Source organism: Variovorax sp. 350MFTsu5.1 (assembly GCF_048302515.1).
In the GTDB taxonomy this organism is placed as follows: domain Bacteria; phylum Pseudomonadota; class Gammaproteobacteria; order Burkholderiales; family Burkholderiaceae_C; genus Variovorax; species Variovorax guangxiensis.
On the sequence record NZ_CP157620.1, the window covers coordinates 6,831,052 to 6,851,671 of the forward strand.

Here is a 20,620-nt window from a genome sequence, read left to right on the forward strand (position 1 = left end):
AGCCAACGAGGCTTCCGACGCCCGTCGAAGGGGCGCCAGGCGCTATGCGGAACATGGCGCCGCGTCAGACCAGTTTTTTCAGCAGTTCGGCCTTCTTGGCGTCGAACTCTTCCTGGGTCAGGATGCCCTTCGTCTTCAGCTCGCCGAGTTTTTCCAGCGTCGTCATCACGTCGGCGGCGCTCACCACGGCCACCGCCGGTTGCTGCTGCTGGGCTGCCGCGGCTGCCGCCGCGTTGGGGCTCAGGCCCTGCGCGAGGTTCTGCGCCAGCACCTGGCCGAGCGCCACGCCGGCGCCAAGGCCCATCGCGTCGCCGGCGACACCACCGCCGCCGGCAGCGCCCTCGGCGAACTTGGGAATGGCCTGCGCCGTCTGGTACTGCATGAACTTGCCCATGTCGTTGCCGACCATGCCCATGCCGATCTTCTGGTCGAGGATCTTCTGGAGCTCTTCGGGCAGCGAGACGTTCTGGACGGTGATGTTCTCGAGCTTGATGCCGATCTTCTCGAACTCGGGCACCAGCTGGGCGGCGAGCGCCTGCGCGAACTGGATCTGGTTGGCCGCGAGGTCGAGGAAGGGCACGCCGCTGGAGGCGATGGCATTGCTGATGTTCTGCAGCACCAGGCCGCGCAGCTGGCCGTCGAGGTCGGCCACGGTGTAGGTGTCGCGCGTGCCGGATATCTCGGTGTGGAAGGCCTTGGCGTCGCCGATGCGGAACGAGTAGTTGCCGAAAGCGCGCAGGCGCACGGCGCCGAAGTCCTTGTCGCGGATGGTGATCGGCTGGGGCGTGCCCCACTTCTGGTCGACCTGCTGGCGGGTGCTGAAGAAGTAGACGTCGCTCTTGAAGGGCGACTCGAAGAGCTTGTCCCAGTTCTTCAGGTACGTGAGCACGGGCAGCGTCTGCGTCGTGAGCTTGTACATGCCGGGGCCGAACACGTCGGCCACCTTGCCCTCGTTGACGAAGACGGCAACCTGCGACTCGCGAACGGTGAGCGAGGCGCCGTTCTGGATTTCCATCTCCGCCATCGGGAAGCGCCAGGCCAGCGTGCCGTCGCCGGTCTCGGTCCACTGGATGATGTCGATGAACTGCTTCTTGATGAAATCCATCAGGGCCATGGTCGCTCCTCGTCAGGTTTTTTCAGGTTTTGTCCGAACTGTGCATATTGCCACAGCGATCTGAAGAAACACCCGTGCTATTGGTCATGGGAGCCCCTGGCCATGCGGCCTAGGGCGTCATGCGCGAGGTCTACAATCGGCGCCCCCAGAAGAAGCGCCACCAGGAGCTACGGCACATGTCAGATTCGACCCCCTCGACCTCATCGACTCCCACGCCCGAAGACAAACGCGCAGAACTGCGCCGTGCCGCCCTCGAGTACCACGAGTTTCCCGTTCCCGGCAAGATCGCCATCGCGGCGACGAAGCAGATGGTCAACCAGCGCGACCTGTCGCTGGCCTACTCGCCCGGCGTGGCGGCTCCCTGCGAGGAGATCGTCAAGGACCCGGCCAACGCATTCAAGTACACCTCCCGGGGCAACCTCGTGGCCGTCATCAGCAACGGCACCGCCGTGCTGGGCCTGGGCGACATCGGCCCGCTGGCTTCCAAGCCGGTGATGGAAGGCAAGGGCGTCCTCTTCAAGAAATTCGCGGGCGTCGACGTGTTCGACATCGAGATCGACGAGAAGGACCCGGCCAAGCTGGTGGACATCATCGCTTCGCTGGAGCCCACCTTCGGCGCGGTCAACCTGGAAGACATCAAGGCGCCCGACTGCTTCTACGTCGAGCGCGAGCTGCGCAAGCGCATGAAGATCCCGGTCTTCCACGACGACCAGCACGGCACGGCCATCACCGTGGCGGCGGCCATGGTCAACGGCCTGAAGGTGGCGGGCAAGAAGATCGAAGAGGTCAAGCTGGTGGCCTCGGGCGCGGGCGCCGCGGCGCTGGCCTGCCTGAACCTGCTGCTCAAGGTGGGCCTGAAGCGCGAGAACGTGTTCGTCACCGACCTGGCCGGCGTGGTCTACGAAGGCCGCACCGAACTGATGGACGACGACAAGCGCCAGTTCATGCAGAAGACCGACGCGCGCACGCTCGGCGAGGTGATCGAGGGCGCGGACGTGTTCCTGGGCCTGTCGGCCGGCGGCGTGCTCAAGCCCGCCATGGTGGCCAAGATGGCCAGGCGCCCGGTGATCTTTGCCCTGGCCAACCCCAACCCCGAGATCTCGCCCGAGGACGCCCACGCGGTGCGCGACGACGTGATCATGGCCACCGGCCGCACCGACTACCCGAACCAGGTCAACAACGTCCTGTGCTTCCCGTACATCTTCCGCGGCGCGCTGGACTGCGGCGCGACGACGATCACCGACGAGATGGAGATCGCCGCAGTGCACGCCATCGCCGACCTGGCGCAGGCCGAGCAGAGCGAGCGCGTGGCCGCCGCCTACGTCGGTGAAAAGCTCAGCTTCGGCCCCGAATACCTGATTCCGAAGCCCTTCGACCCGCGCCTGATGATGAAGATCGCGCCGGCCGTGGCAAAGGCGGCCGAGGAAAGCGGCGTGGCGCAGCGCCCCATCAAGGACATGGACGCCTACCGCGACAAGCTGCAGAGCTTCGTCTACGCCTCGGGCACCACGATGAAGCCCATCTTCGACGCCGCCCGGCGCGCGAGCAAGAAGCGCGTGGCCTACTCGGAAGGCGAGGAAGAGCGCGTGCTGCGTGCAGCCCAGATCGTGGTGGACGAAGGCGTGGCGCGCCCGACGCTGATCGGCCGGCCGGCCATCATCGCCCAGCGCATCGAGAAATTCGGCCTGCGCCTGAAGGAAGAGCTGGACTACGACGTGGTCAACGTCGAGCAGGACCACCGCTATCGCGAGTTCTGGCAGACCTACCACCGCATGACCGAGCGCAAGGGCGTGACGGTGCAGGTCGCCAAGATCGAGATGCGCCGGCGCCTGACGCTGATCGGCTCGATGCTGCTGCACAAGGGCGAGGTCGACGGCCTGATCTGCGGCACCTGGGGCACCACCGCCAACCACCTGCACTACATCGACCAGGTGATCGGCAAGCGCCCCGGCGGCTGCGAAAGCACCCCGCAGGACGTGCCGGTGTACGCCTGCATGAACGGCCTGCTGCTGCCCGACCGCCAGGTGTTCCTGGTCGACACGCACGTCAACTACGACCCTTCGCCCGAGGAGCTGGCCGAGATCACCACCATGGCGGCCGAGGAAATGATGCGCTTCGGCCTGAAGCCGAAGGCTGCGCTGCTGTCGCACTCCAACTTCGGCACCAGCAACGGCCCCAGCGCCATCAAGATGCGCAAGACGCTCGACCTGCTGCGCGTGCAGGCGCCCTGGCTCGAGGTGGACGGCGAAATGCACGGCGACGTGGCGCTCGACAGCAAGCAGCGCGCGGTCGTCATGCCGCACAGCGCACTCGCGGGCGACGCCAATCTGCTGGTTTTCCCGAACATCGACGCGGCCAATATTTCCTACAACCTGCTCAAGACGGCGGCAGGCGGCAACATCGCGATCGGCCCGGTTCTGCTCGGGGCGGCCAAACCTGTGCACATTCTCACGGCCAGCGCGACTGTTCGGCGCATCGTGAACATGACAGCCTTGACAGTGGCAGACGCAAACGCCGAGAGATAAGCTCTCTGGCGAGAGTGGCCGCCAACTTGAAAAGCCATTCGATACCCTCGCGACTGCTCAAACTTTGGGCAGTCGCTTGCTATTTTCGCCAGCGTGGTGCACACTCGCGGGCTTGAATTTGCGGGTTAACCCCGACGTTGATCGCCGATTCGACCCCCCGCTCTTTTCTTGTGGTGCCCCATGGCGGCTTACGCCTCGATCACGTCCTCTGTCACAAAGTTTGCGCTCACCAGTCTAATGCTGGTGGCGTTGACGACGGGGGCCGAGGCCCGCGGATGGTTCGGCGCCGGAAAGGCCTCCGCCGAGGAAACCATCGCACTGGCCGACCTGCCGGCGCAGGGCCAGCGGACCTACCAGGCCATCCTCAATGGCGGTCCCTTCCGGTATGACAAGGACGGCACGGTGTTCGGCAATCGCGAACGTCTGTTGCCGCCCGCCCGCCGAGGCCACTACCGTGAATACACGGTCACGACGCCCGGTTCGCGCGACCGCGGAGCACGGCGGATCGTCTGCGGCGGCGAACAGCGCACCGCGCCCGAGGCCTGCTGGTACACCGCGGACCACTACGCGAGTTTCAGACGGATTGCGCCATGAGCGATGAAAACGACCTGAGCGGCGCCTCGAAGCGCCCCGACGAAATGATGATGACTATGGAAAGACCAGCGGAGATGACCTTATCCCTTCGTGCCGTACGCCCGAACATCGTGCAATCGATCCGCGCGTTCCGCGTGAACGACCTGCAGGACGCAGCGAATGCGGCCGGCCAGCACTTCCTGTATGCCAACCTGGGCAACGCCCAGACCAAGCAGGACGTGCTCGACCTGATCGCCCAGCAGTTCACGTTCCCGGCCCACTTCGGGAAGAACTTCGACGCGCTGTACGACTGCATGACCGACCCGTTGCATAAATCGGGCCCGCAGCCGGGTTTCGTCATCGTGCTGGAACAGATCCCGGCCAACGCCAAGTTCGACAAGGAAGCCCGCGAGCAGCTGCTCGACATCTTCCGCGACGCCTCGGACTACTGGGGCGACCGCAAGGTCCCGTTCCGGTGCTTCTATTCTTTTCTGTAGCCCGTTCTGCATCCACCAGCCAAGCAGAACGGGCGAACGAGGCTCAACCGAACGTTGAAACCCTCGATGGCATCGAAGTGAACACCGCGGCGGCAGCAGCAGCTGCCACCGAACCGGCCGGCGAAAAGATGCCGACCGACAAGCTGGTCGACGTGTCGCCGCTGGCGCTGCGCATGAGCAGCCCCTTCAACGCGGGTTACTGGCTCGCCGCCGCCTGATCGGAAAAAGTCGGCCGAGCATGCCGGCTGACGAAAGGCGATCGAGCAAGTGAAAAGAAAGCGCGCCATCGGCGCGCTTTTTTCATTGGGGCACTGCCTGGGCCAGCGCCACGTAATCGGCCACCGGCACTTCCTCGGCCCGCCGCTGGGTGTCGAAGTCGCCGGAAAAGCCATGCTCCTGGAGCCACTTGCCCAGCGTGTGGCGCAGCAGCTTGCGGCGTTGGCTGAAGGCGACCTGCACGATCTCGCCCAGGCGCTTCTCGTCGACGGCCGGCGGCGTCGCCAGCGGCACCATCCGCACCACGGCGCTGTCGACGCGCGGCGGCGGGTCGAAGCTCTCGGGCGGTACGAACAGCACGTTTTCCATCTCGTAGCGCCATTGCAGCATCACGCTCAGGCGGCTGTAGTCGGAGGTGGCGGGGCTGGCCACCATGCGGTCGATCACTTCCTTCTGCAGCATGAAGTGCTGGTCGGCGACCAGATGGGCGTGACCCAGCAGATGGAACAGGATGGGCGTGGAGATGTTGTAGGGCAGGTTGCCCACCACACGCAGCGGCTTGCCGGCAGGGAACTTCGCGGCGAGCTCGGCGAAGTCGACCTTGAGCACGTCCGACTCGATCACGTCCAGTTGCGGATGCTCTCGCAGCCGCTTCGCCAGGTCGCGGTCGAGCTCGATCACTGTGAGCCGGCCCAGCCGCTCCACCAGCGGCTGCGTCAGCGCGGCGAGCCCCGGACCGATCTCGACCATGGCATCGCCGGGCTGCGGCGCGATCTCGCGCACGATCGAATCGATGATCCCGCCGTCGGACAGGAAGTGCTGCCCGAACCGCTTCCTCGCGATGTGCTGCGCCATCAGCTCAGGACTGGGGCGGGTCGCGGTATTCGACGTAGGCGCGCGCGCGCACTTCCTGCACCCAGGTGGTGAAGGCTTCTTCCACGCGCTGTTCGCGCAGCGCGGCGCGCGCGGCTTCGCGCTGCTCCGACTGGCTGAGCTTGGAATCGCGGCGGGCCACCACCTGGATCAGGTGCACGCCGAAGCGCGAGACCACCGGGTCGCTGATCTGGCCGGGCGAGAGCCGGTCCATGGCTTCCTCGAATTCGGGTACGAACTGACCGGGACGCGACCAGCCGAGGTCGCCACCCTGCTTGGCGCTGCCGTCCTGCGAGTTGTCGCGGGCCAGGCCCGCGAAGTCGGCCGAGCCGGCCTGGATGCGGCGCTTGAATTCGGCCAGCTGCGCGACCGCCTGCGCCGTGGTGCGCTTGGGATCGTTGAGCAGCAGGATGTGGCGCACCTGCGTCTGTGTGACGGTGGCGTCGCCGGAGCCGATCTGGGCCTTGGCCAGCACCTTGAGCACGTGGAAACCGGCGCTGGAGCGCACGGGGCCGGCGATACCGTTCACGGCGGTCGATTGCGTGGCCTCGACGAACAGCGACGGGTAGCGGTCGGCGCTGCGCATGCCGATGGCGCCGCCGTTGGCGCGGTCGGGCGAGTCGGAGTTCTCGCGCACCAGCTTGGCGAAGTCTTCGCCGGCGCGGGCGCGCTGGGCGATGTCCTGGGCCTTCTTCTGGGCGGCGGCGATCTGCGCATCGGTGGCGTTCTCGGGAACGGCCACCAGCACCTGCGCGAGGTTGAGGTTTTCCAGCGCCACGTTCTTCACGGACTGGTTGCGCTGGTCGCGCAGGTACTCGTCGGCCTCGGCGTCGCTGACCTTGACCTTCGACTCGACCTCGCGGTCACGCAGGCGCGTGAGCAGCAGCTGGTCGCGCAGGTCGTTGCGGAAATCCTGCTGCGCGATGCCTTCGGCGGCCACGCGGCGGCGCAGCTCGACCAGGCTGATCTCGTTCTGGCGAGCCACGGTCTGCTCGGCCTGGTCGATGGCCACTTCGTCGACCTTGATGCCGTTTTCCTTCGCGAGCTGCAGCTGCGCACGCTCCGTGATCAGGCGCTCCAGCACGAGGCGCGTGAGCTCGCCGCGGGGCACGCGCTCGGCGTCGGGGTTCTCCTTGATGAGCCGCGTCACGCGCGACTGCACGTCGGTGTTGGTGATCGGCTCCGAGTTGACCAGCGCGACGATGAATTCGGCCGAACGCTGCACCGGCGCCGCCGGGGGCGTGGTGGACGGACGCGCGGCCGGCGGGCCCAGGCGCGGGCCGGCGCGCATGATGTCCGTGATGCCGGTACCGGGGCGATAGCCCTGCGCGCCCGCCGTGGCGGCGATTGCCGCGAGGCAGCCCAGGGTGATGATGGAACGGATGTTTTTCATGGCGTCGCTCGCTCGCTCAGTCAGAGTCAGTCGTCTCAGTCGTAGTTTGTGAAGCGGCTCGGCGCTTCGCCCGGTTGGCGCAGGGGTTCGTAGCGCTGGATGTTCTGCCGCAGGGTCTGCATGGGGCTCGAGCCGATGCTGGAGAAGCCCACGAATTCGAGCTGGAACATGATGCGGGTGTTCGCCGTCACCTGGCCGGTGGTGATGCGCTGCATCACCACGCGACCGATCCAGCAGCAGCCGTCGTATTCGAAGCCGAGCACGCCGTCGGTGAGCTTCTTGTCCTGCAGGCTGTAGTTGAGCCGGCCGACCGCATACCAGCGTCCGCCGCCCTGGCCCTTGCCGGGGCCGAGGTTCTTGCCCTTGTCGCCCCACAGGTCGTTCAGCGGCCACTGCCAGCCCACGTCGATCGACTTGTTGCCGTCGGTCGCGGTCGGGGTGGTGGGCGCCTGGTAGCGGAAGGCCGCGCTCAGGTTGTGGTACGGCTCGGGGTTGTAGCGGGCGCTGATGGCCGAGCGCTCCGACCTGCGGGTGTCGGGGTTGTACTGGACCAGCGTGTCCAGGCTCCACTTGGGCGTCCAGTTGATGGTGGCGCCCAGCAGCAGGTCGCTCGCGCGGTCGGTCACCGGCGTGCCGCCCGGCAGCGTGACCTTCTGGTCGCTGAAACGCAGGCGCTGCGCGATGCCGAAGCGCGCGGCCTCGGCGCCGGTGTCGGGGTCGATCAGGCGGGAGGTCACGCCCAGCGTGAGCGCGTTGGTGTCGGAGATGCGGTCGCCGCCCGAGAACGCGTTCTCGGTGTAGATGGTCGCGAAGCTGAAGTCGTTGGCCGCCGAGTCGTAGTTCGGCAGCATGCTCTGGTTGCGGTACGGCGTGTAGACGTAGTAGGCGCGCGGCTCCAGCGTCTGGCGGAAGGCGCGGCCGAAGTAGCTGGCGTCGCGCTCGAAGGTCAGGCCGCTGTCGAGGCTGAAGGTGGGCACCACGCGGTTGCTGGACGTCGGGAAGAAATACAGCGAGCTGGGGTTGTAGACCTGGCCGTTGACGTACTGGACGCCGTTGACCGTGAGCTTCGGGATGTCCGCCTGCGGCAGGTAGTAGTTGTACGAGGCCGCGTTCAGGATCAGCTTCGGAATGACGTACGTGCTCGGCGTGATGAACGGCCGGCTGATCGTGGCCACGGCCATGGCGCGGTCGCCGTCGGGCTGCGACTGCTGGTTGACGTCGTAGCCGAGCTGGGTCGAGGAGAGCCTGTTCACGCGGAAGCGCGTGTAGTCCAGGTTCAGCGCGACGTCGAAGCCGTGCCAGTCGTACTTGTTGTAGTTGGCCGTGATCTGCGGCATCCGGTCGTACGCGGGCACGATCGGCGACAGGTTGTACTGCAGGTTCTGGTACTTGAGCGTGCGGATCATGCCGCTCCAGTCGCCCTTGCTCCAGTTCAGCGAGGCGTCGTTCGGCAGCTGGCGCTGCGCGAGCGAGGGCGTGCGGGTGAAGTCGCGCCAGTAGTCGTCGTCGCTCACCCGGTTGATGGTGACGTTGGCCGAGAGCGAATCCAGGCCCAGCGCCTTGGCGTCGAAGTCCTGGTGGTGCGTGAGCCACAGGCCCCAGCGCCGGGTGTTCTTCGGCGGGTTGGTCAGGCTGCTGGCGGTGATCTGTCCGTTGGCCAGCTGCTGGAGCTGGCTGGCGCGCAGTTCGTTGTAACGGTCGCCCACGAGCCGGTCGCTGCCCATCAGGTCGAAGCGGATCTCGCCCTTGTATTGCTTCTCGAGGTAGCGGAACTCGTTGCTGAAGTTGACGCCGCGCTTGCTCATGATCGTCGGCGTGAACGTGGCGTCGCGGTTGGGCGCGATGTTCCAGTAGTACGGCTGCGCGATCTCCAGGCCGTTGGTGTTGTCCAGGCCGATGGTGGGCGGCAGCAGGCCGCTCTTGCGTTCGTTCGACAGCGGGAAGCTCACGCTCGGGATCGGCGGCGTGGTGATGCCCATGAAGCTCAGGCGCGCGTTCTTGGCCACGCCCTCGTTTTCCTCGGTGTCGGTGGTGATCGAGGCCGCGGTCAGCAGCCAGGCGGGCATCCAGCCGGGGAAGTCCTCGCGGCGGCAGGTGGTGTAGGTGGCCTCGCGGGCGATCGATACGTTGGCGTCGACGAAGTCGATGCGCTTGGCCTCGCCGTGCGCCTCGTTCGCGAGGAACTTGTAGCGCACGTTGTTGAAGAAGCCCTCGAAGGTCTCGAGCTTGAGCTGCAGCTCGGGGCCTTCGTAGACGTTGCCGGCCTGGTTGACCCGCACGTTGCCGGTGGCCTTGGCGCGGTCGTCGGGCTGGTAGTACTCGAGCCGGTCGGCGGTGATGGACACCGCGCCGCGGCGCAGCGTGGCATTGCCCTCGACCACGGTCTCGAGGTCGGGCCGGCCGGAGATGCGGTCGCCGGTGACCAGGCTGGGCATCTGGCTGCGGTCGGCGGGCGTCAGGATTTCGGTGAGCTGGGGCGTGCGCTTCAGCGTGAGCGGGGCGTCGAAGCCGCCAGCCGTCTGGGCCGAGGCGCCGTGCGCATGGATCAGCGCCAGCGACAGGACGGCCAGTGGCAGCGGCGGCGGGCCCGGGCGCCGCAGACGCGGGGCGGCGGCACGACGTCGGCTCATCAGGCCTCCCGCCCGGCCGTTCCGAGGAAAGCCGGCGACTCTCCCGTGGAGAGCAGCGAGCGCACAAGGTGCCAAGCGTGAGGGCTTTGGGTCGTAGGCATCGGTTCGGAACGAAATGTCGTCGGGGAAGGCGCGGCAGGCCGGCAGGTTGCAGGGGCCTGTGGCGATCCGCATCGGCCGGAGGCCGGCCAAGGGGGATTGCCGCGCCAGGCGGATTTGTAGAATCGATTATCCATGACAGCACCCCCGCCCCCGGCCGCATTGGCCCCAAGCCGCCCCGCCGAACCCCTTGCCTGGACGGATCCGCAGCGGGCCGAAGCGTTCCGCAGCTGGCTGGCCGCCGTCGCGCCCCGGCACCGGCTGCTGCCCGAAACCGTGAGGCTCGCCTCGGCCGACGCGAGCTTCCGCCGCTACTTCCGGCTCGACACCGCCGAAGCCGCCGCCCCCTCGCGCATCGTCATGGACGCCCCGCCCGACAAGGAGAACAGCGCCCCCTTCGTGCAGGTGGCCGGGCTGATGGCCACCGCCGGCGTGCTGGCCCCCACGATCCTCGAATGGGACGAGCCCAACGGCTTCCTGCTGCTGGACGACCTGGGCCGCCAGACCATGCTGGACGTGATCGACCCGGCCCGCCCCGAGGCCGCCCGCCCGCTCTACGACCAGGCCATCGACGCGCTGGTGCGCTGGCAACTCTCTTCCAGGCCCGGCGTGCTGCCGCCCTACGACCGCGCGCTGCTGGAGCGAGAACTGGCCCTCTTCCCCGAGTGGTACATCGGCCGCCACCGCGGCATCGCCGTCGAGGGCAAGCTGAAGGAGCGGCTGGAGCGCAGCTTCAAGCTGATCGTCGAGAGCAACCTCGCGTCGCCCGGCGTCTACGTGCACCGCGACTTCATGCCGCGCAACCTGATGGTGGGCGAGACTCCCACGCTCGGCGTGCTCGACTTCCAGGACGCGGTGTACGGCCCCATCACCTACGACATCGCCAGCCTGATGCGCGACGCCTTCCTGAGCTGGGACGAGGAGTTCGTGCTCGACGTCACCATCCGCTACTGGCAGGCGGCGCGCAAGGCCGGGCTGCCGGTCGACGAGGACTTCGGCGCCTTCTACCGCGCGGTCGAGTGGATGGGCCTGCAGCGCCATCTCAAGGTGGCCGGCATCTTCGCGCGCCTCACGCTGCGCGACGGCAAGCCCCGCTACCTGGCCGATACGCCGCGCTTCATCGCCTACATCCGCGCCACCGCGAGCCGCTACTCCGAGCTGACGCCGCTGTCGCGCGTGATCGACGAGATCGAGGGCACTTCGGCCATCACGGGCTACGCCTACGGCCGTGTCTGAAGACAAACTGAAAAAGCACCAGCCTGCGGCGCCCGCGCAACGGCCGTTCGCAGCCATCGACTCCAGAGCATGCCGCGTTTCCACTGTTCCGTGCCGCTGAGCGCCGGCGCCAGCCTGGCGCTGCCGGCCGGTGCCGCGCGCCATGTGCAGGTGCTGCGGATGCAGCCCGGAGACGCGCTCACGCTGTTCGACGGCGCGGGCGGCGAGTACGCGGCCACGGTCGAGCGCATGGGCCGCAGCGACGTTTCGGTAACGGTCGGCGCGCATCTTCCGGTGGAGCGCGAGGCGCCCCGGGCGGTGCATCTCGCGGTCGGCATGCCGGCCAACGAGCGCATGGACTGGCTGGTCGAGAAGGCCACCGAGCTCGGCGTGGCGAGCATCCAGCCGCTGGCCACGGCCCACGGCGTGCTGCGCCTGGCGGGCGAGCGCGCCGAGAAGAAGCGGGCGCACTGGGAAGCCATCGCGGTCGCGGCCTGCGAGCAGTGCGGGCGCAACCGCGTGCCGGTGATCCACCCGGTGCAGCCTTTCGCCGGCTGGCTCGAAACCCAGGGCGGGCCCGCCGTGCGCCTTGTGCTGAGCCTCGCCGAGGGCACGCGCAGCCTCGCCGACATGGCAACGGGCGAGCAGCAACAGGGCGTGACCGTGCTGAGCGGCCCCGAAGGCGGGCTGAGCGCCGGCGAAGAGCAGCAGGCCATCGCCCGGGGCTTCGCGCCCGTCACCCTCGGCACGCGCGTGCTGCGCGCCGAAACGGCGGCGCTGGCCGCGCTGGTTTCGCTGGCAGGCGTCTAGATAGACAAGGCTCCGGCCTCAGGCCCGACGCCATCAGGTGGGTGTTTTCCGCGACGCGCGCGTGGCAAGCCTGCGAAACAATCGTTACTTCTTTAAGACAAAAGAAGGACTTTTGCGCCCATGTCCAAGCTGCCCGGTCCGCTGCGCCTCGCCCCTTTGGTCCTCGCCGCACTGTTTTGCACTACCCGGGGCGCGCTTGCCCAACCCCAGGCCGTCGCCCCGACACCCGCGCAGGTCGGCCCCGAGGTCGACCGGGCATTCACCCAGCTGATGGCATCGCCCGCCGTTCAGAAGCTGCTGGACGCGCTCAGGGCCGACCACGAGCGCTCGCTCGAGGAGCTGAAGGCGCTCACGGAGATCGAGGCCCCGCCCTTCAAGGAGCACAAGCGCGCCGAGGCTTTTCTCGCCCGCGTGAAGGCTTTCGGGCTGACGAACGCGAAGATCGACGCCGAAGGCAACGTGATCGGGCTGCGCAAGGGCACGGGCAATGGGCCGAAGCTGCTGATCTCGGCCCACCTCGACACGGTGTTTCCGGCCGGCACCGACGTGAAGGTGAAGGAGCGCGACGGCCGGCTGCACGCGCCGGGCATCGCGGACGACACGCGCGGGCTCGCAGTGCTGCTGTCTTGGCTCAAGGTGCTGAACGACAACAAGGTGCAGACGGTGGGCGACCTGATGTTCGTCGCCAATGTGGGCGAGGAAGAGCTCGGCAACCTGCGTGGCATGAAGGCGATCTTCCGCGACCACCTCGACATCGACGGCATGGTGGGGCTGGAGCCTTCGGCACCGGGCTCGGTGCTGGTGCTGGGCACCGCGAGCCATCGCTACGAGGTCAGCTTCCAGGGACCGGGCGGGCACAGCTTCGGCGCATTCGGCCAAGTGCCGAGCGCGATCCACGGCATGGGCCGCGCGATCGCGAAGATCGCCGACATCCGCACGCCGAGCTTTCCGAAGACGACGTTCACCGTCGGCACGGTCGGTGGCGGCACCTCGGTCAACACCATCGCGCCCGATGCGCGCATGGCCATCGACATCCGCTCGGACGACATGGCCTCGCTGCTGGAAACCGAGAAGAAGATTCTGGCCGCCATCGACGAAGCCGTGGTCGAGGAGAACAGGCGCTGGAACGTCAGCACCCTGAGCGTGAGCACCCGGCTCATCGGCGAGCGGCCCGGCGGGCGCACGCCGCCCGACTCGGTGATCGTGGAGGCCGCGATCCGCTCGAACGCCGCCTTCGGCAACCGGACGCTGCTGCGCGGCGGCAGCACCGATGCCAATGTGCCGATCTCGATGGGCATCCCGGCCATCGTCGTGGGCGGCGGCGGCAAGGCCTCCGGATTCCATTCGCTGAGCGAGTCCATCGACATGACAGATGCGTGGAAAGGCGCGCAGAATTCGCTCGTCACCGTGCTCGGGCTGGTGGGCGTTCAGGGGGTCGCTCCCGCGCTGCTCCCCAAACGGGCGGCACGTATCAAGTAATTTGTCACGTTGCCAATTCGAAAGTGGGCATGCCACTTTCGGCTTAAGGTCCGCGGCATTTAACAATGTTGGCGGTTCTGTCACACACCAAGGAAACAGTCATGGGATTGCTCGATTCGGTACTCGGTCAGGTGCTCGGAGGCGCTGCGCAACAGCAGCAACCGCAAGGCGGAGGCCTTGGCGGGCTGGGCGATCTGGGAGGCCTGGCCGGCGCGCTGGGCGGCCTGCTCGCCAACAACGGCAGCGTGGGTGGCCTGGGCGGCCTGGTCTCGAAGTTCGAGCAGGCCGGCATGGGCGACGTCATCGGCTCGTGGATCGGCAAGGGTGAAAACCAGCCCGTCTCGGGCGACCAGCTGCAGAACGCGCTGGGCAGCGACACCATCGCGAGCATCGCGTCCAAGCTCGGCATCAACGCGCAGACGCTGCTGCCCATGCTGGCCACCATGCTGCCGGCGCTCATCGACCAGCTCACGCCGCACGGCAAGATCCCCGACCAGGGGCTGGGCAACCACGACGACCTGCTGGGCTCGCTCAGCGGTCTGCTGCAAGGCAAGCAGTCCTGAACCGGACTGCCTTCTCCAGTGTTCGAGCGCCCGCGAGGGCGCTTTTTTTTGGTCCGCGCGTGTTGGCCGACAATCCCTGCGGCATCAATGGAGAGCAATGGCATGGCGGGCAATCGCAAGTCGAAGGGGGAAACAGAGAAGAACGAGGAGAAGAAGGAGGGCGGCCTCGACGCGCGCCCCGACGGCAAGGTGCGGTGGACCAAGAACATGCGCGAGGCGCTCGCGAAGTTCAACGACCGGCCCTGCGGCCGGTGCGGCGGTTTGCTCTCGGAGGAGCGCAGCCTGGCCGACAGCCTCGACTTCTTCCGCCGCCATCGCTCCAGCTTCTATCCGCCGCGCGCAGCGCGGCTGCGCATGCTCGAGATGCACGGCGCCGCGGCGGCCGAGCTGCTCTTCGAGCCCTCGCCGCACAAGGAAGCCGTCACCGACCTGCTGGCCATCCATGACGCGGAAGTGGTGCGCTTCTTCGTCGCACAGGTCAAGCAGATCGACTGCAAGAACGCGCTGGTGAAGCAGGCGGCGCGCTGGCCGCTCTTCGTGCTGCGCGAGCTGCTCTCGGCGAACCCGGCGCGGCACCAGGCCGGCGCGGCGCTCGTCCTGGAGCTGCTCGCGGCGAATCCCGAGTGGCAGGAGCCGCTCGAAGCCTCGTGCGACGAAGCCCAGCGCAAGACGCTCGCGCGCCTGCAGGAAGACGGCTCCGCCGGCGTGGCCGACGCCCCCGCCGCCGACTGGCCCGCGCTGCTGCGCCGCCCACCGTGGAAGAACCGGCAGGCGCTGCCCGTCATCCCGGTACTGGCGCTGCAGCCGCTGCCGCCGACGGCCCGGCTCCATTGGACCGACCTGAAGCCGCCGCAGTACCTGCAGGCCACAGGCGACCTGTCCGACTGGCTGGCGCGCGAGGTCCGGGTTTCGCGCGATCGCTCGAACCAGTGGATGACCGAGTTCCCGCGCCACCAGCCCGATGCGCCGGACGCCATCCGCGAAGGCGGCAACCTGCACAAGGCGCTGTGGATGCTGGGCCTGCGCCCCGAGCTCATCGACGACGTCATCGCCGGCCGCCACGAGATCACCAGCCCCGAGGACTTCGGCCAACTGCCCGGCTCGCGCTGGGGCGTCGCCGAATACATCTGGCAACTGCCCCCGCCGCTGGCCGTGGCGGCGTTCACGCACGGGCCGGCCGTCGATCACTTCATGGGCGACGTGGCACGCGTGCGGCCCATCCTCCACGCCCTCGGCACGGATGCGCTGCCGGGACTGCCGCGCTTCCTCAAGCAGGGCTCGCGGGCGATGTTCGAGCTGGCCTCGGTCATCGAATGGGACCCGCTCGCCGGCTGGATCGCCAAGGGCTTCCACACCAACCGCTGGGTGCGGCGCGAGGCGGCCGCATGGCTGGAACGCTACCCCGACACGGCCGCGCGCGGCCTCGTCCCCGTCGCGCTGGGCGAGCCCGGCCCCGCGCACGAATCGGCGCAGGCCGCGCTGCGCTGGCTGCACGACAACGGCCATGCCGATGCGGTGCGCGCCCAGGCACAGGCCTACGGCGCCGAAGCGGCCGACGCGGTGGCGCAGCTGCTGTCCATCGCGCCCGAAGACGTTCTGCCCGACAGCCTGCCCGTGGTGCCGAAGACGCTGCCCCTGCCGTCGCTGCCCCGCCTGATCCTCAAGGAAGGCGGCCTCGCGCTGCCGCAGGCCGTGGTGCCCGACGTGCTGATGGCGATGATGCTCGGCAAGCCCGACGCGCCATACCCGGGGCTCGCCCCGCTGCTGGACGCGCTCGCGCCCGACTCCCTCGCGCGCTTCGGCCGCGCGCTGCTGGCCTGGTGGATCGGCAACGGCCGGCCGGCCAGGGAGCGCTGGATGTTCGCGCTGCAGGGCCGCCTCGGCGACGGCGAAACCGCACGCCAGCTCTACAGCCTGCTGCGCCAGTGGCGCGCCGGGCTCGACCGCGTGCGCGCCTACGACGCCATGGCCATGCTCGGCGAGATCGGCAGCGACGCCGCGCTGATGCACCTGGCCGAACTCGCGCGCCAGACCCGCTACGACGACCTGCGCACCCGCGCCGACCGTATGCTCGGCGAGGTGGCCGAGCAGCGCGGCCTGAGCCTCGACCAGCTGGCCGACCGCACCGTGCCCGACCTCGGCCTGGACGCCCGCGCGCGCCTCACGCTGGACTTCGGCCCACGCAGCTTCGAGGTGCGCATGGACGACAGCTTCCAGCCCGTGGTGCACGATGCCCGCGGCAAGGCACTCAAGACACTGCCCAAGGCCGGCGCGAACGATGACGCCGGCAAGGCCGCCGCCGCGGCCACGCAGCTCAAGGAACTGCGCAAGCTCGCGAAGACAGTCGCCACCACGCAGATCCGGCGGCTGGAGGCCGCGATGTGCGCGCAGCGCCGCTGGGGCCCCGACGAGTTCATGCCCTTCTTCGCGAACCACCCGGTGCTGCGGGTGTTCAGCCGGCCGCTGGTCTGGGGCCTGTTCGATGCCGACGACAAGCTGCAGGGCACCTTCCGCGTCACCGCCGAAGGCGAGCTGGCCGACCTGCACGACGACCCGGTGAAGCTGCCGGAGAACGCGCGCATCGGCCTGCCGCATCCGCTGGACTTCGCGGCGCTCGATGCGTCGCTCGTCACCGCATGGGCGCCGGTGCTCGCCGACTACGAGATCCTGCAGCCCTTCGAGCAGCTGGCGCGCCAGTCCTTCGTGCTCGATCCGGCGCTGCGCGCGGGCCGCGAGCTGCCGCAGTGGGCCGGCCGCGCGGTGTCGAACGCCGCGCTCATGGGCCTGGAGACGCGCGGCTGGGTGCGCGAGATCGGCGACGGCGGCATGGTCAACAGCTTCAACAAGGGCGTGCCCGGCGAGGGCCAGGTCTGCCTGCGGCTGGAAGAGGGCTGGTTCGTGCAGGACAGCCCCGACGGCAAGGTGCTGCAGACGGTGCACGGCGTGGCGCTCACCGGCACCGAGCGCACGCTGGGCGACCTGCCCGCCATCGCATTCAGCGAGATCGAGCGCGACCTGCAGCGCGCGGTAAGGGAGACAAGCGCATGAACCGCAATCTGTGGCTGCTGGCCATCTGCCAGGGCCTGCTGCTGACGAACAACGTGACCTTCATCGCCATCAACGGGCTGGTTGGCCTGGCCATCGCGCCGCGCGGCTGGATGGCGACGCTGCCGGTCATGAGCTACGTGATCGGCGGCGCGCTCTCCACCGGGCTGGTGGCGCGCACGCAGCAGCGCTTCGGCCGGCGCGGCTCGTTCCAGACCGGGCTGGCGGTGGCGCTGGTGTCGGCCCTGCTGTGCTGCTTCGCGGCGGTCACGAAGAACTTCTGGCTGCTGTGCTTCGCCACCGTCATCGCGGGCTACTACAACGCCAACGCCGGGCTCTACCGCTTCGCGGCGGCCGAACTGGCGGCGCCGCAGTGGCGAGAGAAGGCGGTGTCGATGGTGATGGCCGGCGGACTGATCGGTGCCGTGGCCGGGCCCAACCTCGCCAAGGCCACGCGCGAAGCCTTCGCCGTGCCCTTCGCCGGCGCCTACATCGCGCTGGCGGCGGTGGCGCTGCTGTCGATGGCGGTGATGCACTTCATCCAGTTCCCGCCCGCGCCCGCGCGCAAGGAAGCGGCGGGCGGACGGCCGCTTTCGGAGATCGCGCGCCAGCCGGTGTTCATCGTCGCGGCGGCGGCCGGCGCGCTGGGCTACGGCGTGATGAACCTGCTGATGGCCGCGACGCCCATCGCGATGCAGATCTGCAGCCTGCCGTTCTCCGACGCCGCGCTGGTGCTCGAATGGCACGTGATCGGCATGTTCGCGCCGGGCTTCTTCACCGGCCACCTGATCCGCCGTTTCGGCGCGCTGCCGGTGATGGGCGCGGGGCTGCTGCTGAACCTCGGCTGCATCGCCATCGCGCTCTCGGGCGTGGAGCTGCATCACTTCATCGTGGCGCTGTTCCTGCTGGGCGTGGGCTGGAATTTCCTTTTCACCGGAAGCACCACGCTGTCGCTCACCGCCTACACGCCCGAGGAGCGCGACCGCGCGCAGGGCGCGCTCAACTTCTGCGTGTTCGCCACGCTGGCGCTGACGTCGTTCGCCTCGGGCGTGCTGGTGACCACCCAGGGCTGGCGGCTGCTGAACTTCGGCTCGCTGGTGCCGGTGGTGCTGACGGGCGCGGCGCTGCTCTGGCTGGCGCGCAAGCGCGCTGTCAGGCCCGCTGCGGAAAGCGCCGGTTGAGCCAGCGCTGAAGGGCTTCGAAGACCGGATCGGCTTCAAGCTCGTTGAAGATCTCGTGGTACAGCGTGTCGAAGCATTGCGCCTCGACCTTGCCGCTTGGCGCGGCGGCTGCGGCAAAAGCGCGGCTGGCCGCGGGCCGCACGAGGCGGTCGTCGCCCGCGTAGAGCAGCAGCGTGGGCACCGGCCAGTTCGCGGCGCGCTGCTGCACGGCTTCTCCTTCGTAGGCCAGGAAGCGCGCGAGCCGGCCGCCGATGCGGTCGTGCGTGAGCGGATCGTCGCGATAGGCCTGCACCACCGCCGGGTCGTGCGATAGGTAGTTGTCGTCGAGGCCGTTGCCCACGCGAAGGTCGGGCGCGATGCGCGGCAGCACCGCGAGCAGCAGCTTCTGGAAACCGTTCAGGCCGGGATCGAGCCCCGGCGAGGACAGCACTGCGGCGTTGACGTGCCGCACGCCGCGCGCAATCAGGCTCGCCACGACAAGCCCGCCGAGGCTGTGGCCCAGCAGCACCACCGGCAGGCCGGGGTTCTCGCGGCGCGCGTCGTCGACGACCAGCGCGAGGTCGTCCACCAGCCGCAGCTCGCTCGGCAGGCCGCCGCGCGGGCCGCTGGACTCGCCGTGCCCGTAGTGGTCGTGCGCCCATACCGCGAAGCCCCATTCGTGCAGGCACTCGGCCAGGCCGTGGTAGCGGCCCGCATGCTCGCCGAGCCCGTGGACCACGACCACCACCGCGCGCGCCGGGCCGGGCGCCGGCAGCCGGCGCAATGCGAGCGTTTCACCGTCGGGCGTGGACAGCGACACGCGCTGCGGCAGGGGCAGGACCGCGCTCAAGCCGCCGCCGGCTCCGACGACGCCGCGCGGTGCGCGGCCGGCAGCGCGGCGATCACCTCGGCCACGGCCGCGGTGAGCTTCTTGGCGTAGGGCACGTGCAGGAACTCGTTGGGGCCGTGCGCGTTGCTCTTGGGGCCGAGCACGCCGCAGACCATCATCTGCGCCTTCGGGAAGCCGGCGCTGAGCATGTTCATCAGCGGGATGGTTCCGCCCTGGCCGATGTAGCCGCAGGAAGCGCCGAAGTGCGCCTGCGAGGCCTTGTTGAGCGCGTCCTCGAACCACGGCGTGATGGCGGGCGCGTTCCATCCGGTGGCTCCGCCGTTGCTCTCGAAGGTCACGCGGGCCTGGTAGGGCGCGTTGTCCTCCAGCAGCGTCTTGAGGTTCTGCACCGCCTCGGCCGCGTCGACCAGCGGGGGCAGGCGCAGCGACAGCTTGAAGGCGGTGTAGGGGCGCAGCACGTTGCCCGCGTCCTTCAGCGCCGGGAAGCCTTCGGCACCGGTTACCGACAGCGTGGGTTTCCAGGTGCGGTTGAGCAGGGCCTCGACCGGGTCTGTGGTGGTGGGCAGAGCGAACACGGTCGAGCCGCCGCAGTCGTAGTGCGCCCACGGGAAGCGCTTGTAGACCTCGTCGCCGAGGATGGCGGCGGTGGCCTTGGCCTGCGCGAGGCGGTCGGCCGGCACTTCGCAGTGGAAGCTCGCGGGCAGCAGGCGGCCGGTGGCGCTGTCTTCGAGCCGGTCGAGCACCTGCCGCATGATGCGGAAGCTCGAGGGCACGAGGCCCGATGCGTCGCCGGAGTGGATGCCCTCGGTCAGCACCTCGACCTTGAGCGTGCCGCTGGCCATGCCGCGCAGCGAGGTGGTGAGCCACAGCTGGTCGTAGTTGCCGGCGCCGGAGTCGAGGCAGATCACGAGCTCGACGTTGCCCAGGCGCGGGCGCAGTGCGTCGACATACGGCAGCAGGTCGTAGGAGCCGCTTTCCTCGCAGGTCTCGATCAGGCCCACGATGCGCGGGTGCGCCGCGCCCTGGTTCTTGAGCGCCTGCAGCGCGGCGATGCTGGCGTACACCGCGTAGCCGTCGTCGGCGCCGCCGCGACCGTAGAGCAGGCCGTTCTCGTACTTGGGCGTCCAGGGGCCGAGGTCGTTGCGCCAGCCGGTGAACTCGGGCTGCTTGTCGAGGTGGCCGTACATCAGCACGGTCTCGCCCATGTCGGTGCCGGTGGCCGGCACTTCGAAGAACAGCACCGGGGTGCGCCCTTCGAGCCGCACGATCTCCAGCTTCAAGCCCTCGACCTTCTGCGCCTCGACCCAGGCGGCGGCATTGCGCAGCACGGTCTCGAGATAGCCGTTGGCCGACCAGTCCTTGTCGAAGCCGGGCGACTTGGCCGGGATGCCGATGTAGTCGGTGAGTTGCTTGAGGATGTCGCCGTCCCATTGGGCGGTGACGTCGGACAGGGCGCGCTCGGCGTCGAGCGTGCCGGCGGGCATTTCGCGGTGCAGGGGGGCGTTCATCGGTGGGTTCTCCGCGGGTGACGAAAGAAAGGACGCATTTTGCGCCCGGCAGCGTCCGCGCGTAGAGTGC

At 68.6% G+C, this 20,620-nt stretch carries 16 protein-coding genes; 10 read left to right on the forward strand and 6 right to left on the reverse strand.

All coding sequences use genetic code 11. The features are described from left to right. Nucleotides 1-64: 64 nt before the first annotated feature. Nucleotides 65-1,114: an SPFH domain-containing protein gene (locus ABL843_RS31200; protein WP_126020908.1), complete on the reverse strand. Its 1,050-nt coding sequence runs from the start codon at nucleotides 1,112-1,114 to the stop codon at nucleotides 65-67. A 176-nt stretch (nucleotides 1,115-1,290) separates the two neighbouring features. On the opposite strand from ABL843_RS31200, the gene ABL843_RS31205 reads away from it, so the two are divergent. The 4 genes from ABL843_RS31205 to ABL843_RS31220 all read left to right on the forward strand — a co-directional run bounded on the left by ABL843_RS31205 (nucleotide 1,291) and on the right by ABL843_RS31220 (nucleotide 4,927). Further along, nucleotides 1,291-3,639, forward strand: coding sequence for an NADP-dependent malic enzyme (locus ABL843_RS31205; protein ID WP_126020906.1), 2,349 nt, complete (start codon nucleotides 1,291-1,293; stop codon nucleotides 3,637-3,639). 180 nt (nucleotides 3,640-3,819) lie between these two features. Then, the gene (locus tag ABL843_RS31210; RefSeq protein ID WP_126020904.1) at nucleotides 3,820-4,233 is read left to right on the forward strand and encodes a ribonuclease domain-containing protein; all 414 of its coding nucleotides are present in this window, start codon (nucleotides 3,820-3,822) and stop codon (nucleotides 4,231-4,233) included. A 50-nt stretch (nucleotides 4,234-4,283) separates the two neighbouring features. Then, the gene (locus ABL843_RS31215) at nucleotides 4,284-4,709 is read left to right on the forward strand and encodes a barstar family protein (RefSeq protein ID WP_086011111.1); all 426 of its coding nucleotides are present in this window, start codon (nucleotides 4,284-4,286) and stop codon (nucleotides 4,707-4,709) included. Nucleotides 4,710-4,786: 77 nt separating this feature from the next. Then, on the forward strand, nucleotides 4,787-4,927 hold the full coding sequence (locus ABL843_RS31220) for a hypothetical protein (RefSeq protein WP_165909564.1): 141 nt from the start codon (nucleotides 4,787-4,789) through the stop codon (nucleotides 4,925-4,927). Nucleotides 4,928-5,009: 82 nt separating this feature from the next. Here ABL843_RS31220 and rsmA read toward each other — a convergent pair whose 3' ends face one another. From rsmA to ABL843_RS31235, 3 genes are read right to left on the reverse strand one after another with little or no spacing between them, the layout of a single operon-like run. Next, entirely contained in the window at nucleotides 5,010-5,780 is a 771-nt protein-coding gene (gene rsmA / locus ABL843_RS31225; RefSeq protein ID WP_418118553.1) for a 16S rRNA (adenine(1518)-N(6)/adenine(1519)-N(6))-dimethyltransferase RsmA, read from the reverse strand. Between the two features lie 4 nt (nucleotides 5,781-5,784). Beyond that, entirely contained in the window at nucleotides 5,785-7,191 is a 1,407-nt protein-coding gene (locus ABL843_RS31230; RefSeq protein ID WP_126020901.1) for a peptidylprolyl isomerase, read from the reverse strand. Between the two features lie 35 nt (nucleotides 7,192-7,226). Then, nucleotides 7,227-9,821: an LPS-assembly protein LptD gene (locus ABL843_RS31235; protein ID WP_184639167.1), complete on the reverse strand. Its 2,595-nt coding sequence runs from the start codon at nucleotides 9,819-9,821 to the stop codon at nucleotides 7,227-7,229. 234 nt (nucleotides 9,822-10,055) lie between these two features. On the opposite strand from ABL843_RS31235, the gene ABL843_RS31240 reads away from it, so the two are divergent. The 6 genes from ABL843_RS31240 to ABL843_RS31265 all read left to right on the forward strand — a co-directional run bounded on the left by ABL843_RS31240 (nucleotide 10,056) and on the right by ABL843_RS31265 (nucleotide 18,213). After that, nucleotides 10,056-11,156 (forward strand): aminoglycoside phosphotransferase family protein, encoded by a 1,101-nt coding sequence (locus tag ABL843_RS31240; RefSeq protein WP_418118554.1) that lies wholly within the window; start codon nucleotides 10,056-10,058, stop codon nucleotides 11,154-11,156. Between the two features lie 69 nt (nucleotides 11,157-11,225). Beyond that, nucleotides 11,226-11,945, forward strand: a complete 720-nt coding sequence (locus ABL843_RS31245; RefSeq protein WP_418118555.1) for a 16S rRNA (uracil(1498)-N(3))-methyltransferase — start codon at nucleotides 11,226-11,228, stop codon at nucleotides 11,943-11,945. A 120-nt stretch (nucleotides 11,946-12,065) separates the two neighbouring features. Beyond that, complete coding sequence (locus tag ABL843_RS31250) at nucleotides 12,066-13,424, forward strand: M20/M25/M40 family metallo-hydrolase (protein ID WP_418118556.1); 1,359 nt, start codon at nucleotides 12,066-12,068, stop codon at nucleotides 13,422-13,424. 101 nt (nucleotides 13,425-13,525) lie between these two features. After that, the gene (locus tag ABL843_RS31255) at nucleotides 13,526-13,987 is read left to right on the forward strand and encodes a YidB family protein (RefSeq protein ID WP_206169463.1); all 462 of its coding nucleotides are present in this window, start codon (nucleotides 13,526-13,528) and stop codon (nucleotides 13,985-13,987) included. 102 nt (nucleotides 13,988-14,089) lie between these two features. Beyond that, a complete protein-coding gene (locus tag ABL843_RS31260) occupies nucleotides 14,090-17,035 on the forward strand; it encodes a DUF4132 domain-containing protein (RefSeq protein WP_418118557.1) in 2,946 nt (981 codons plus the stop codon). Further along, on the forward strand, nucleotides 17,032-18,213 hold the full coding sequence (locus ABL843_RS31265) for an MFS transporter (protein WP_126020887.1): 1,182 nt from the start codon (nucleotides 17,032-17,034) through the stop codon (nucleotides 18,211-18,213). Before ABL843_RS31260 ends, ABL843_RS31265 begins: the two co-directional genes overlap by 4 nt. On the opposite strand, the gene ABL843_RS31270 is transcribed toward ABL843_RS31265, so the two are convergent. Together ABL843_RS31270 and ABL843_RS31275 are read right to left on the reverse strand one after the other, a co-directional pair. Next, a complete protein-coding gene (locus ABL843_RS31270; RefSeq protein ID WP_418118558.1) occupies nucleotides 18,185-19,042 on the reverse strand; it encodes a lysophospholipase in 858 nt (285 codons plus the stop codon). The genes ABL843_RS31265 and ABL843_RS31270 overlap by 29 nt on opposite strands. After that, the gene (locus tag ABL843_RS31275) at nucleotides 19,039-20,550 is read right to left on the reverse strand and encodes a M20 family metallopeptidase (protein WP_369660253.1); all 1,512 of its coding nucleotides are present in this window, start codon (nucleotides 20,548-20,550) and stop codon (nucleotides 19,039-19,041) included. The genes ABL843_RS31270 and ABL843_RS31275 overlap by 4 nt, the downstream gene beginning before the upstream one ends. Between the last annotated feature and the right edge of the window lie 70 nt (nucleotides 20,551-20,620).